Source organism: Streptomyces sp. SID13031, from assembly GCF_010548305.1.
In the GTDB taxonomy this organism is placed as follows: domain Bacteria; phylum Actinomycetota; class Actinomycetes; order Propionibacteriales; family Kribbellaceae; genus Kribbella.
Genome location: NZ_JAAGLV010000007.1, coordinates 206,540 through 220,045, shown reverse-complemented (window position 1 = coordinate 220,045; position 13,506 = coordinate 206,540). Strand labels below are relative to the sequence as shown.

Sequence of the window (13,506 nt, the reverse complement as noted above, 5' to 3'; positions counted from 1 at the left end):
AGGTCGATGGGATCGTCAGCGATTTGGTGTCAGAGCAACGGCGATGACTACCTCTCGGCAGGGACCAGGCGGCGTAGTTGGCTGGATCACTCCGCCTGAGTCCGCCGCACCACGGACCGAACCTACAAGCGCACTAGCGAACCCGGATCGATACACCTTCCGCTGAATACATCGGTTGCTGTACTATCCTCGCTGTGGACACGATCAGTCGCGGTGAGGTGCTGGCCCGTTTCGGGCATGCGTTGTCGGATCCGACCAGGACCCAGGTCATGCTCGTCCTCACCGAGGGCGCGAGCTACCCGGCCGACCTGGCCGAGCGGATCGGCGTCAGCCGCCAATCCCTCTCGAACCACCTCGCCTGCCTCCGCGGCTGCGGCCTGGTAGTAGCCGAACCAGAAGGCCGCCGCACCCGCTACGAACTGGCCGACCCCACCCTCGGCACCGCCCTGACCCACCTCCTCAACGTCGTCCTGGCAGTAGACCCAGCCTGCTGCCGCCCCGACGCCACCGGTGAATGTCAATGAGCGACCACCCCACCACCGCCCGAGAGCCGCGTCTGCTCCCGCTCACCACTTCGCCTGTGACGGCGCAGGCGTCGGCTGAGGAAGTCGCGAGGCGCAAGAAGCTCGGGCGACGGGCACAGCTGCTCGCCGGGGCGAGTGTCAGTTACAACGTGGTTGAGGCTGCGGTGGCCATCGCAGCCGGCACCATCTCCGGGTCGGTGGCGTTGGTGGGGTTCGGGCTGGACTCGATCGTTGAGGTCGCGAGCGGGCTGATCATCCTGTGGCAGTTCCGGAGTGCGTTGCCTGAGAGTCGGGAGCGGCGGGCGTTGCGGTTGATCGCCTTGTCGTTCTTCGGGCTGGCGCTTTACGTCGGCGTCGAGTCCGTCAGGTCGCTGGTCACCGGGTCGACGCCCGACGCGTCCACGGTCGGGATCGGGCTGGCGATCGCGTCGCTGGTCGTGATGCCGGTGCTGTCGGCTGCGCAACGGCGTACCGGGCGGGCGCTCGGATCCAACTCGGTAGTTGCCGATGGCACCCAAACGCTGCTCTGTACTTATCTGTCGGCGGTGCTTCTGGTCGGGCTGGTGCTGAACGCGACCCTCGGCTGGTCCTGGGCCGACCCGATCGCCGGACTCGTCATCGCCGGTATCGCCCTCCGTGAAGGCATCCAGGCCTGGCAGGGCAAAGGCTGCTGCGCCCCCACCAAGGCGGGCTCCAGCGGGCACGCCTGCGCAGACGGCTGCTGCTAGCCAACCTGCTACCCAGCCCGGTGGATGAGCTGGCGCTGAACCCCTCAGAACACTTGATGCAGATTCGGGGCAGAAAGTTGCGGGAAATGCAGAATTGATTCTCTATTGGTCATCCAAAGGTAGTACAGAATCAATCCTGAATGGCATCCCGGACAATCAACAGTGAAACTCTAGGCAATTGCCGAGCCTTATGTCATCCTGCGGAAATGGACATAGGGGCGAGGAAGTTGCGGGTGGGAATAGCGGCGCTGACGGCGGTCATGTCGATGACGGCGGTGCTGGTCGCGGCTCCGACAGCGACAGCCACCACCACGGCGGTCCCCAGGGTGGCTCAGTCGCCCGATGAGAGGCTGACCGTCAGCGATGTGGACCTCGGCCGGACGACGGTCACCGTCTCAGGGCTCAACCGGGTGGCCGTACCGGTCACGGTCAAGGCCGGCTACCACTCCGACGATCCGGGCGATCAGGGCATGACGCTCGTCGTGATGCTGAAGCGCTCCGGCGGGACCGGCGCGGTGAATCAGATGGTCGCCGGTCGCCTGCCCCGGACCGCCGGAACACTGAAGAACGGCACCTGGACGGGCGCGGTGGAGGTGCCCTCGACCGCGAACGGGACCTTCAAGGTCTACGGGCTGTACCCCGGTTACGTGCTGGACGATGTCGGCAGCATGCTCACCGAGACGCCGTTCGACGGGCCGAGCCTCACGGTCAACGGCGTGCACCAGCCGAAACTGGCGGTGCAGGTGCTCCCGCGGGTGGTGCCGTTCGGTTCGGCGTACAAGGTGAAGGCGGCGATTTACGACTCGGCGACCGGCAAGCCCTACGGCAGCCGGATCCTGCTCCAGGTGGCGGTCGACAACCTGTGCGCGGAGGGCGACGCCCCGTCCCAGAGGTTGACCGACAAGGCAGGCATCCTCGTGACGTCGTTCAAGGCTGAAACTGCCGATTGGCTCAACTGCGTCCGGGTACGCGGCAAGTTCTTCGACACCCTCGGTCTCGGCTTCTTCCCGCTCCGGCCGGGCATCGTCGGCGCCACCCCGTCGAAGACCACCGCGCGGGTCGGGACGATCGTGCCCGTCAACGGCACCGTGGCGGGGGCGCCCTATCGCTGCCCAGTGGCTCTACAACGTCTCTACGGCTCCAGCCGGTGGCGCGGAGTGAGCCTGGACACGGTCCGCCAGAGCGGCCGCTTCACCGTCCTGGCCCAGCCGCCGTACAAGGGCAACGTCATCTACCGCGTGTACTTGCCCACTTGCAACAGGTTCCAGGCAGGCGTCAGCAAGAGCTTCGTGATCCGCGGGACCTGAGCGTTTGGGCGGGGTGGGTTAGCCTGACTTAGGTATGCCTAACTCATTCCGCCCGACCGTCGAGAGGACCGTGCTCGCGTGAGTACCCCCGCACCCCGTAACCGCCGCGCAAAGCTGGGGATCGTCCTCAGGACCGAGCGCGTCACCCCGCACATGATCAGGGTGGTGCTGAGTTGCGACGAGTTCGTCGACAACGGCTCGACCGACCACTACGTCAAGCTCCTCTTCCTGCAGCCGGGGGTGGAGTATCCGGACCCGCTCGACATGGGTGTCGTCCGCGAGCAGCTCCCCTCCGAGCACTGGCCGACGATGCGGACCTACACCGTCCGCTCGTGGGACGAGGCCGCCAAGGAGCTGACGATCGACTTCGTCCACCACGGTGACGAGGGCATCGCCGGTCCATGGGCCGCGGCTGCCCAGCCTGGCGACAAGCTCTGGTTCAACGGTCCCGGCGGCGGTTACGCGCCGCAGGAGACGGCCGGCTGGCACCTGCTGGTCGGTGACGAGAGCGCGCTGCCGGCGATCAGCACCGCGATCGAGGCTCTGCCCGCGGGCGCCCACGCCAAGGTGTTCATCGAGGTCGAGGACGAGACCGAGGAGCAGAAGTTCAGCGGCTCCGGCGATGTCGAGCTGACCTACCTGCACCGCGCCGGTACCACCGCGGACCGCGGCGAGGGCCTGGTCAAGGCGGTCGAGGGGCTGGAGTTCCCGGCCGGCGACGTCCAGGCGTTCGTCCACGGCGAAGCAGGGTTCGTACTGCGGTTGCGCCGCCACCTCTTCACCGAGCGTGGCCTCACGCGCGACCAGGTCTCGCTGTCCGGCTATTGGCGGCTCGGCAAGAACGAGGACGGCTGGCAGGCCGAGAAGGCCGACACAGCCCGCAAGGAACGGGCAGCCGCCGGCAACTGAGTAAGGCGACCTGATCAGTGCGTGCGTGCCGTGGCGATGCGGCGTTCGAGGATCTCGGCGATAGCTGGTGCCTCGTTCTGCGGTAGTACCCAGTCCTGGCCCTGTGCTTGCAAGATGAGCGCGGGGCCGGGGCTGCTCGCGGGAGCGAGCTTCATCGCCACCGGATACTTGAGCCGTTCAGCCCCCGACAGCGTCACCGCGTAGACGCCCGTGACGGCGGTGAGCGGGTAAGACTTCTCGCGTACGGTCGTGTCCCCCTCGACGGTCTGCAGCACCATCTGCTCGTGCAGGGTGACCTGATCCGCGCTGATCGAGAGCCGCAGCCGGGTCAGCCCGCGCATCCGGAAGCTCAGCTCGTACTGCGATTCGGCCAGCTCCGGGATCGCCGGGCTCATCAGGACCCGGAACCCGTACCGCCCGAACCCCGCACCGAGAATCGCGCCCACCACCGCGAGCAGGACGAACCACCCCGCGAGCGGATGCGAGTCGAGCACGACCGTGAAGTACGACGTGAACAACCCCGTCACGCCACCCATCAAGCTCCCGGCCCGGCTCCAGCGGATCGGTTGGTAGCGACTCTTCTCGCGCCGCCACCACCCGAGAGCGAGCACCGCGAGCGGAACCAGCGCGCCTGCCAAGTCGACCGCATCGCCGCCGGCCGCGCCGATCCACAGGACCAGTCCCAGGAAGATGACCGGGATGCCGAGGTAGATGAACGACACGACGAGCTGCGCCTGCCGGTGCCTTGTCTCCAGTGAGCTCACCGGAAAACCCAAGCACATCGAGTCGCCGACAACTAATGTTGCCGCCGATGAGCCTCTTCGAAGTACCGGCCCCGCTGTTCGAAACGCTCGCCGACGAGGTGTCCTGGCTGGAGGCTGCCCCCGAGCTGGCCGCCGAGTACCTCGAACGCTGGAAGCTGCAGCTCGACGGGAAACCACTGCATGGCATGGCCTCGGTCGTGCTCCCGGTACTGCGCACCGACGGCACCCCGGCGATGCTGAAACTGCAGCCGCCCAACGACGAGAACGAGAGCGAGGCGCTCGCCCTCCGGACCTGGCCTGACGACGCGGTCGTCAGGGTGCTCGAGGACGACCAGGCCAGCGCGACGATCCTGCTGGAGCGGCTTGAGTCCCGCGCGCTCGACGACCTCCCCGACGACACCGAGGCGACCCGCATCCTCGCCGAACTGCTCGCCCGGCTCAGCGCAGTACAGGCTCCTCCCGGGATCCGCGGGCTGGACGATGTCGTGGCGGAGCTGCTCGACGACGCCCCCGGCCTGATCCCCCAGCTGGCCGACCCGGACCAGCAAGCCCTCGTACGCCGGTACGTCGCGCAGGCGGCCGAGTTGGCGCAGGAGCCCGGCGATCGCTTGCTGCACTGGGACCTGCACTACGGCAACGCGATGGCGGGCGGGCGTGAGCCCTGGCTGGTGATCGACCCGAAGCCGCTCGCGGGTGACCCGGGGTTCGAGCTGTTCCAGGCGCTGAACAACCGCTGGGACGACCTGGTGGCGACGGGTGATCTGCCGCGGGCGATCCGGCGGCGGTTCGACCTGATGGTCGAGGTGGCCGGGCTCGAGCGGGACCGGGCGGTCGGCTGGACGATGGTCCGGATCCTGCAGAACGTGCTCTGGGATCTCGAGGACGAAGAGGACGAGATCGACCCGGTCCAGCTGGAGATCTCGCTGGCCCTGACCCCCGCCGCCTGATTACATAGTTACATGACGACGCCGACGGTATACGACTGGGCGGGCGGTGCGGAGGCGTTCCTCCGGCTGACCGAGGTGTTCTACGACAAGGTGGCGGTCGATCCGATCCTCGCGCCGGTCTTCGCGCAGATGAGCGACCAGCACAAGGAGCACGTCGCGATCTGGCTCGGCGAGGTCTTCGGCGGCCCGAGCCGCTACACCGACGAGCTCGGTGGCTATCCCGCGATGCTCGCCCACCACCTGAATCTCGGCCTGACGGAGGAGCAACGCTCCCGTTGGGCCGCCCTGATCGCCGCCAGCGCCGACCCGGCCGGTCTCCCGGCCGACCCCGAGTTCCGCTCGGCCTTCGTCGCCTACGTCGAGTGGGGCACCCGCCTGGCCCTGGCCAACTCGCAGCCCGGCGCGATCCCGCCTCCGAAGGCTCCGGTTCCGCACTGGGGTTGGGGTGAAGCACCGCCGTACCAGCCCTGAAAGCTGTGACCCAACCGGTGCGACGGCGGGCTTTGAGCGTGGGTACAGGGGGGTAAGACCTGGTAAAGGTTGAAGTGTCAGACACCCGTCGGGGGAAACCGGGAACCGGGGCTTCGATATTGTCGGCGGTTCACGACGAACCCGGTGGCCGGGATGCGAGGGTGAACCATAGTGACCGCTCAGCTCGAGTACCCCGACTTGCAGGACAGCGAGGCACTGCTGTCGATCCAGGGTCTGTGGAAGGTGTTCGGGCCGAAGGCGGCCCGGGTCCCCCGCCGGCCGGAGCTGGCGGCGCTGAGTCGCGCCCAGTTGCTCGACCAGACCGGCTGTACCGCGGCCGTCCGCGACCTGAGCTTCAATGTCGCCCCGGGCGAGGTCTTCGTCGTCATGGGCCTGTCGGGTTCCGGCAAGTCCACCCTGGTCCGCTGTCTGACCCGGCTGATCGAGCCGACCGCGGGCAGCATCTTCTTCGAGGGTGAGGATCTGCGCGCCGCCGACGAGAAGCGGCTGCGGACGCTGCGCCGGAGCAAGTTCTCGATGGTGTTCCAGCACTTCGGTCTGCTCCCGCACCGCAAGGTGATCGACAACGTCTCGTACGGCCTCGAGGTCCGCGGCGAGAGCAAGCCCGACCGCAAGCGCCGCGCCCAGGAGGTCATCGACCTGGTCGGCCTGCGCGGCAACGAGAACCTGTACCCCGAACAGCTCTCCGGCGGGATGCAGCAGCGCGTGGGCCTGGCTCGCGCGCTCGCCTGCGACCCCGACGTACTGCTCTTCGACGAGCCGTTCTCCGCGCTCGACCCGCTGATCCGCCGCGAGATGCAGACCGAGGTCGCCCGGCTGCACCGCGAGGTCGGCAAGACGATGGTGTTCATCACCCACGACCTGTCCGAGGCGCTCAAGCTCGGCGACCGGATCCTGCTGATGCGCGACGGCGAAGCGATCCAGCTCGGCACCGGCGACGAGCTCGTCGGCGCCCCGGCCGACGACTACGTGCGCGATTTCGTCCGCGACATCCCGCGCGCCGACGTCCTCACCCTGCGCTGGATCGTCCGGCAGCCGCGCGACGGCGAAGAGCTGGCCAACCTCGAACTCGGGCCGGACCTCCTGGTCCGCGAGGCGACCCGCCAGGTGCTGGAGTCGCCGCATCCGGTCAAGGTGGTCGCCGACGGGCAGTTGCTCGGCGTGATCGGAGACGAAGAGATCCTCGCCGTCGTCGCCGACCGGGACACCTCTCCTTCCCCTGCGCGGCCCTGACGTGGCCTCCATCACCGGCTCGGTCGAGATCCGGGTCCGCAAACCCCGCCGTGGGGTGATCGTCGGCGTCCTGCTGGTCGCCTGGGTCGCCGCGTGGTTCGTGCTCCGGGGCGTCAACACGCTTGCGCTCGGCGGGCAGGAGACGACCGGGCTGCATCGCTGGCTGACCGACAACCGCGATTTCCTCGGCAACGGCAACGCGTTCTTCGACGCGATCCGGGTCGCCGTCGACCAGTTCGTCATCCTGTTGCAGGCGGTCATCGCGCAACCGTCGTACGGGCGGCCGGTTCCGGTCATCGGCTGGCTCGGCGTGGTCGCGATCTCGGCGTACCTGGCCTGGGCCTTCGGGAACTGGAAGGTCGCCCTGCTGACCGCGGCCGGGCTGACCTTCATCGGTCTGCAGGGGTTGTGGCAGCAGAGCATGGACACGCTCTCGCTGACCATCGCGGCCGTCATGCTCGCGCTGCTGGTGGGCATCCCGCTCGGCATCTGGGCCGGGTTGTCGAACAGGGTCTTCAAGGTCGCGACGCTGATCCTCGACCTGATGCAGACCCTGCCGACCTTCGTGTACCTCGCACCGCTCACGTTGTTCTTCGCGATCGGCCCGGCGGCGGCGACGATCGCCACGCTGATCTACGCGGCGCCTCCGGTCGTGAGGCTGACCGCGCACGCGATCCGCTCGGTGCCACGCGAGAGTGTCGAGGCGGCGCGGTCGCTGGGCTCGTCGGGCGGCCAGACGCTGATGAAGGTGCTGCTGCCGATGTCGCGAAGTACGGTCGTCGTCGGCATCAACCAGACGATCATGGCCGCGCTCTCGATGGTCACCGTCGCCGCGCTGATCGACGCGCCCGGCCTCGGGCAGACCGTGCTGAAGGCGCTCCAGACGCTCGACGTCGGTGTCGCGTTCAACGCCGGCCTCGCGATCGTCGTACTGGCCATCGTGCTCGATCGGGTCACCACCGCCGCGGGCGACCGGCCCTGGCGTACTGCGAGCCTGCGGCGCAGGGTGCTGCTCGGCGTTGGTGCTGCGGCTGTGCTGGTGGCCGTCTGGTTCTCGCGGACCTACCTGTGGGCGGCCGAGTTCCCGACCGGGGCGAACGTCGGCTCCAAGATCGCCGTCGCCGCGAGCGACGTGACGAGCTGGGTGCAGGACGTCTTCGGCGGCTTCACCTACGGCCTGCGCGACGCGGTCACCAATGGTGTGTTGAACCCGCTCGAAGCCTTGCTCACCGAGTCGCCCTGGTGGCTCGTGACCGTGGTGATCGTCGGGCTGGCCGCCCTGCTGGGGAGCTGGCGTGGCGCCGTACCGGCCGCTGTCTGCCTCGGGCTGCTGGTGGCCACTGGTGTCTGGCACGACAGCATGGTGACGCTCGCGTCGACGCTGCTCGCCACCGTCGTGGTCGTCGCCGTCGGGCTCGTGCTCGGCGTGTGGACCGGGCGCAACCATCGCGCCGACAGCTGGCTCCGGCCGATCCTGGACGCGGGCCAGACGATGCCGCCGTTCGTGTACCTCGTACCGTTCCTGGCGCTGTTCGGGACCAGCCGGTTCACCGCGATCGCGGCAGCGGTGGTGTTCGCCGTACCGGTGACCACGAAGATCGTTGCCGATGGCATCAGAGCTGTCCCGGTCGCGACCGTCGAGGCGGCGAACTCGGTCGGCTCCAGCACCTGGCAGGTGATCAGCAAGGTGCAGCTCCCGGTGGCCCGGCGGGCGATCACGCTCGCGGTCAACCAGGGCCTGATCTACGTACTCTCGATGGTCGTCGTCGGCGGCCTCGTCGGCGCCGGCGCACTCGGGTACGACGTCGCCGCGGGCTTCGCGCAGAGCGAGCTGTACGGCAAGGGACTCGCCGCCGGGCTGGCCATCGTGCTGCTCGGCGTGATGCTCGACCGGATCACGCAGGCCGCGGCCGCGCGGACCCGGAAGTACAAGGGAAGATCTAGAGGAGACAACCTGTGGTGACCAACAAGCTCCGTACTGCTGGAGTGCTGACCGCTCTGGCCCTGGCTCTGACCGCCTGTGGGGGCGCCAAGGTCGGAGAGGCCGACAAGCCGGCCGCCGGTAGCAGTGGCAAGGAGTGCGGCACCTTCAACCTGACCGTCAGCCCGTGGGTCGGGTACGAGGCGAACGCGGCCGTGGTCGCGTACGTGGCGACCAAGGAGCTCGGCTGCAAGGTGGTGAAGAAGAACCTCAAGGAAGAGATCGCCTGGCAGGGATTCAGCACCGGCGAGGTCGACGCGAACCTGGAGAACTGGGGTCACGAGGATCTGAAGAAGAAGTACATCACCGAGCAGAAGGTCGCCGTCGAGGCCGGGCCGACGGGCAACAAGGGCGTGATCGGCTGGTACCTCCCGCCGTGGCTCGCGGCCGCGCAGCCGGAGCTGAAGGACTGGAAGAACCTGAACAAGAACGCCGCCCTGTTCAAGACCTCCGAGTCCGGCGGCAAGGGTCAGTTGCTGGACGGCGACCCGTCCTTCGTCACCAACGACGAGGCGCTGGTGAAGAACCTGAAGCTGGACTACAAGGTCGTCTACGCGGGCTCGGAGACGGCGCTGATCCAGGCGTTCCGGGACGCGGAGAAGAACAAGAAGCCGGTGATCGGGTACTTCTACGAGCCGCAGTGGTTCTTCAACGAGCTGAAGCTGGTCAAGGTCGACCTGCCGGCGTACACGGCCGGCTGCGACGCCTCGCCGGCGAAGGTCGCGTGCGACTACCCGGCGTACGACCTGGACAAGATCGTCTCGAAGAAGTTCGCCGACTCGGGCAGCCCGGCGTTCGACCTGGTGAAGAAGTTCAACTGGACCAACGACGACCAGAACGTGGTCGCGAAGTACATCGCCGAGGACAAGCTGACGCCGGACGCGGCCGCCGAGAAGTGGGTCAAGGACAACCAGTCGAAGGTCGACGCCTGGCTCGGCAAGTAGGTCAGAACATCTTCGGTCCGGGAGTCAGAATCCCGGCCGGGTCTGCCTCTTGCTTCAGCGCCTGGAGTTGCGGCCAGCGGTCGCCGTAGTGGTCTGCCCAGTCGTCCTGGGTGAAGGCGACCGACTCGATCGGGTACCGCGTGCCGCCGAGCGCGCGGGCCCGGTCGTACAGGCGGCGGTTCCTGGCCAGCATCTCGTCGCCGAACTCGGTGCTGGCCGGTCCTGCCGTCATGAGGGTGAACAGGTAGACCCACTCGCTGTCGTCCTGGGGTAGGCGCAGCGACGGTCGGGTCAGCTGGGAGCGGCGGTGGGCGTAGAGCAGTACGAAGCCGCCGTTGCCGACGTCCCTCGGGGTGAGGTTCTGGACCACCTCGGTGACGTACTGCTCCACGGATGCCTCGGGGAGCCAGAGGGTCAGCCACGGTTTCGCCAGGTGATCCCAGTCGAGGACCTCCCGGAGTTGCTCGACGGCGACGTCGATCCGGGTGACATGCGGGAGGAAGTCGCTCTGGCTGACCACGGTCTCTGCGGGCGTGAGGCCGCGTAGTACGTGCTGGTCGTCCGGCGGTGTGGCTGCGGAGTGGAAGGTGAAGGCGCTGAGGTGCTGGACCTCGCCGTGCTCACCCGGCCGCCACCAGTCGCCGTAGATCTCGCTGATCTCGGCCCTGGTGAGCAGGGTCCGGAAGTCTTTGAAGAAGTCGGTTATGTCGGGGTAGGTGAGCTCGTGCCCACGGACTTTCGCCGGTGCCGGCCCGAGCCGGACGGTGGCCTTGGTGATGATCCCGTACTGCCCGAGGCCCGCCAGGACGGCTTCGAACAACTCACGGTCATGCTGTTCCGAGCAGCGACGCAGCTCGCCAGTCCCGGTGACGACCTCCAGCTCGATCACGCTGTCCACCTGAGCACCCGACTGAATCGCCGGCGGCACTCCGCCAAACGACAAGGTGCCTCCAAGACTGAGCCCGAGGAAGCCGGTCAATGCCGGTGGGGCGAGCCCTCTCGCATGCGCCGCATTGGTCAGCTGTAGCCAATCAACCCCGGCGTCGACGACTGCGCGGTCCTCGCCGATCTCGTGGATGGTGTTCATCGACCGCATGTCGATCAGTACGCCGTCGACCAAGCCCTGGCCATCGGTGGTGTTGGCCAGCCCGCGAGCCGCGACCGGGATCCCGTACTGCGCGCAGAACCTGACGATCTCCTGGATGTCCTCGACAGACCCCGGCCGAAGCACGCCTCGGGGCACCTTCGTGCGGTATCGCCCCGCGTCCTGCGAGAACTCCTGGCGGCTGGACTCGTCGAGCAGCAGCTCGCCGTCCAGCGGTCTCCCGAACCTATGCATCACGTCGCTCATCCAATCGCCGCCCGTCAGCTCTCTCGCCCTCAGGCAACGGCACACCGACCCTCCGCCGCAACTCCGGCTTCCCGGGATCACCGGCGGCCTGATCGCTACCACGGACTGCCCACGGCGTACAGGTTGAAGGGTGGTTGAGCTTGTTCGGGGCTGCTGGCAATTATCACGCGGCGCGCGAGCAACGCCGACGACACGCCGGAAATTGGAGGGAACCGGGTAGCGTCGGTCCCATGATCATCGTGACAGCTGCACTGAAGGGCGGGGTAGGTAAGACAACCACGTCGGTGTATTTGGCCGCGCTGGCATCTTCCAACCGTCGCACAGCCACCCTCATCGATGCCGATCCGCAGGGGAGCGCGGCAGACTGGATCGCCGACTCCGACGACGAACACCTGGCCAGGATCGAGATCGCCGAGGCGCCGACCGAGCGGCTCCTGACGAAGGCGCTGGACCGGGTACCACCGGAGGGCATCGGGGTGGTGGACATGCCACCATCACACGAGCGGCTACTGAACAAGGCACTCGAGCGGGCCCGGATGGTGGTCATCCCCACTCGCGTCGGCGGGGTGGAAACCCCCCGGGTGAAGGCGGTTCTGGAGCTGGTCCCCAAGGAGATCCCAGTCGGCCTGGTGATCTGCTCGGCGCGGACGTACACGCGCAGCTACCAGGAAGCCATGCAGCAGTACGCCGAGGAGAACATCCCGGTCTGGGGCACCATCCCAGAGCGAGTCTCCATCACCGCCGGCCCCACCGGACCCCTGGCCGAAGACGGCCTGGAGTCCTACCGCAAGGTCTGGCGCAAAATCCTGGCAGCCGCCCGCAGCTGATCCACCCCCACAACCGCCCTTCCAGCCACCACAGCCGGAGGGGCGGTTCCCCACGCCCACCTCACCAGCAGCCCGACAGGTCAGCGGGTAAGTGGTGGTTCGCCTTTGACGTAGGAGCGGATGACTGTGGTGGCGGCGCCTCGGGCCCAGTCGTCGAAGGTGTGGGAGCGGAGCATGAGGCGGCAGTCGCCGGCTGCGCCGAAGGCGTGTTCGGCGAAGGCTTGGCGCATTCGCTGGTCGTAGAGGTCGTAGTCGGTGACGCCTTCGCCGGCGATCACCACCAGCTCTGGGCCGACGAGGTTCACCATCGCGGCCAGCGCTGAGCCGATGACCTCGCCTGCGCGGTCGAAGGCCTCCCGCGCGTGCGCGTCTCCGCTGTGCGCCAGGTCGATCGCGCCCGACAGATCCAGATCCTGCTGGCCAGTGGTCTCCCGCACCCGCGCCAGGATCGCGTCCGACGAAGCCACCGTCTCGACACACCCCCGTCGTCCACAGGTACAGACGAGATCCCCAGGCGCCAACGGCAGATGCCCGAGCTCACCAGACACCCCGTGCGCACCCGACACGACCTCGCCGTTGATGTAGAGCCCGCACCCGACTCCGGACCCGATCGTCACCACCGCGAACGAGTCGGCATCGACCCCGACCCCGAACCAGTGCTCAGCCACCGTCAGCGCGCGCACATCGTTCGACACCACGACCGGAACCTTCACCTGGTCGGACAGCAGCGAAGCGACCGGAATATCCCGCCAGCCCATGAACGGCGAGTCCCGTACTACGCCGTGCCGCGCGTCCACGTCACCGGAGACAGCGACCCCGATCCCGATCAGCGGCCCGGCGGGGTCGGCGGGGTCGGCGAGCGTCTCGATCAGCTCCTTGGCCAGCTCGGCCAGCCGCTTGATCACCGACTCGGGAGATGTGTCGGTCACCTGCTGGTGCCGGACCGCGCGAATCCCCGCGCGGAAGTCCGTCGTCACGCCGATCAGATCCGTCGGCGTCACCTTCAGCCCGATCACCGAGATGCTGTCCGGGATCACCGTCAGCGGGCTGACCGGCCGCCCGATCCCCAGCTCGGCCCGGATTCCACCACCGCCACCATCACCGTCGGCCGGTCCGGGGACCGGCTGGTCGGTCACGAAACCCGCCTCGATCAGCGGCGCGACGGCCTTGGTGACGGCAGCCTGCGAGAGTCCGGTGCGGCGCGCGATCTCGACCCGCGGGATCGGTCCCTGGGTCAGAATCCTGGTCAGCACCTCGACCCCCGCCGGAGTAGCGAGAGGCAGCGGGCGGTTCGGGCGCAACGACACAGGAACAAACTACCGGCGCCGGGCGCCATTCATCGCTCCTGGCGCACCTCTCATCGCAAAACAGTGCAAAGACCTCGGCACTCACCAGGGGATGGCGTGCAATCCGCGCGACGGCAGCGAGAGGAAAGCCCGGCCGCCGGCCTCCGCGCAGGCGCCGGCCAGATCCTGTACTGCGGCCTCGCGCGCAAGCCG

General features: G+C 67.9%; 13 protein-coding genes. 10 read left to right on the top strand and 3 right to left on the bottom strand.

The genetic code is table 11. The annotated features are described in order from the left end of the window. The first annotated feature begins 194 nt into the window (after positions 1 to 194). The 4 genes from G3I17_RS16510 (at position 195) to G3I17_RS16495 (ending at position 3,468) form a co-directional block, all read left to right on the top strand. Positions 195 to 524 carry a metalloregulator ArsR/SmtB family transcription factor gene (locus tag G3I17_RS16510; protein WP_164597032.1) on the top strand — a complete coding sequence of 110 codons (330 nt, stop codon included), beginning with the start codon at positions 195 to 197 and terminating at the stop codon, positions 522 to 524. Further along, entirely contained in the window at positions 521 to 1,252 is a 732-nt protein-coding gene (locus G3I17_RS16505) for a cation transporter (protein ID WP_164597030.1), read from the top strand. Before G3I17_RS16510 ends, G3I17_RS16505 begins: the two co-directional genes overlap by 4 nt. Before the next feature lie 206 nt (positions 1,253 to 1,458). Then, positions 1,459 to 2,559, top strand: a complete 1,101-nt coding sequence (locus G3I17_RS16500) for a hypothetical protein (RefSeq protein WP_164597028.1) — start codon at positions 1,459 to 1,461, stop codon at positions 2,557 to 2,559. 78 nt (positions 2,560 to 2,637) lie between these two features. Continuing rightward, a complete protein-coding gene (locus tag G3I17_RS16495) occupies positions 2,638 to 3,468 on the top strand; it encodes a siderophore-interacting protein (protein ID WP_164597026.1) in 831 nt (276 codons plus the stop codon). Between the two features lie 14 nt (positions 3,469 to 3,482). On the opposite strand, the gene G3I17_RS16490 is transcribed toward G3I17_RS16495, so the two are convergent. Further along, positions 3,483 to 4,232, bottom strand: coding sequence for a hypothetical protein (locus G3I17_RS16490; RefSeq protein WP_164597024.1), 750 nt, complete (start codon positions 4,230 to 4,232; stop codon positions 3,483 to 3,485). 47 nt (positions 4,233 to 4,279) lie between these two features. On the opposite strand from G3I17_RS16490, the gene G3I17_RS16485 reads away from it, so the two are divergent. The 5 genes from G3I17_RS16485 (at position 4,280) to G3I17_RS16465 (ending at position 9,829) form a co-directional block, all read left to right on the top strand. Next, positions 4,280 to 5,179, top strand: coding sequence for an aminoglycoside phosphotransferase family protein (locus G3I17_RS16485; protein WP_239062587.1), 900 nt, complete (start codon positions 4,280 to 4,282; stop codon positions 5,177 to 5,179). A 12-nt stretch (positions 5,180 to 5,191) separates the two neighbouring features. Then, complete coding sequence (locus G3I17_RS16480; protein WP_164597020.1) at positions 5,192 to 5,650, top strand: group II truncated hemoglobin; 459 nt, start codon at positions 5,192 to 5,194, stop codon at positions 5,648 to 5,650. A 171-nt stretch (positions 5,651 to 5,821) separates the two neighbouring features. Further along, the gene (locus tag G3I17_RS16475; RefSeq protein WP_164597018.1) at positions 5,822 to 6,904 is read left to right on the top strand and encodes a glycine betaine/L-proline ABC transporter ATP-binding protein; all 1,083 of its coding nucleotides are present in this window, start codon (positions 5,822 to 5,824) and stop codon (positions 6,902 to 6,904) included. A 1-nt stretch (position 6,905) separates the two neighbouring features. Beyond that, on the top strand, positions 6,906 to 8,867 hold the full coding sequence (locus tag G3I17_RS16470; RefSeq protein ID WP_164597017.1) for an ABC transporter permease subunit: 1,962 nt from the start codon (positions 6,906 to 6,908) through the stop codon (positions 8,865 to 8,867). After that, on the top strand, positions 8,864 to 9,829 hold the full coding sequence (locus G3I17_RS16465) for an ABC transporter substrate-binding protein (RefSeq protein ID WP_343238331.1): 966 nt from the start codon (positions 8,864 to 8,866) through the stop codon (positions 9,827 to 9,829). Before G3I17_RS16470 ends, G3I17_RS16465 begins: the two co-directional genes overlap by 4 nt. Before the next feature lies 1 nt (position 9,830). Here the strand turns inward: G3I17_RS16465 and G3I17_RS16460 are convergent, their stop codons facing one another. Further along, positions 9,831 to 11,168, bottom strand: coding sequence for an FAD-binding protein (locus G3I17_RS16460; RefSeq protein ID WP_164597012.1), 1,338 nt, complete (start codon positions 11,166 to 11,168; stop codon positions 9,831 to 9,833). Between the two features lie 242 nt (positions 11,169 to 11,410). On the opposite strand from G3I17_RS16460, the gene G3I17_RS16455 reads away from it, so the two are divergent. Beyond that, the gene (locus tag G3I17_RS16455) at positions 11,411 to 12,007 is read left to right on the top strand and encodes a ParA family protein (protein ID WP_164597010.1); all 597 of its coding nucleotides are present in this window, start codon (positions 11,411 to 11,413) and stop codon (positions 12,005 to 12,007) included. A gap of 80 nt (positions 12,008 to 12,087) precedes the next feature. Here the strand turns inward: G3I17_RS16455 and G3I17_RS16450 are convergent, their stop codons facing one another. After that, on the bottom strand, positions 12,088 to 13,314 hold the full coding sequence (locus tag G3I17_RS16450) for an ROK family transcriptional regulator (protein ID WP_164597009.1): 1,227 nt from the start codon (positions 13,312 to 13,314) through the stop codon (positions 12,088 to 12,090). Positions 13,315 to 13,506 lie beyond the last annotated feature (192 nt).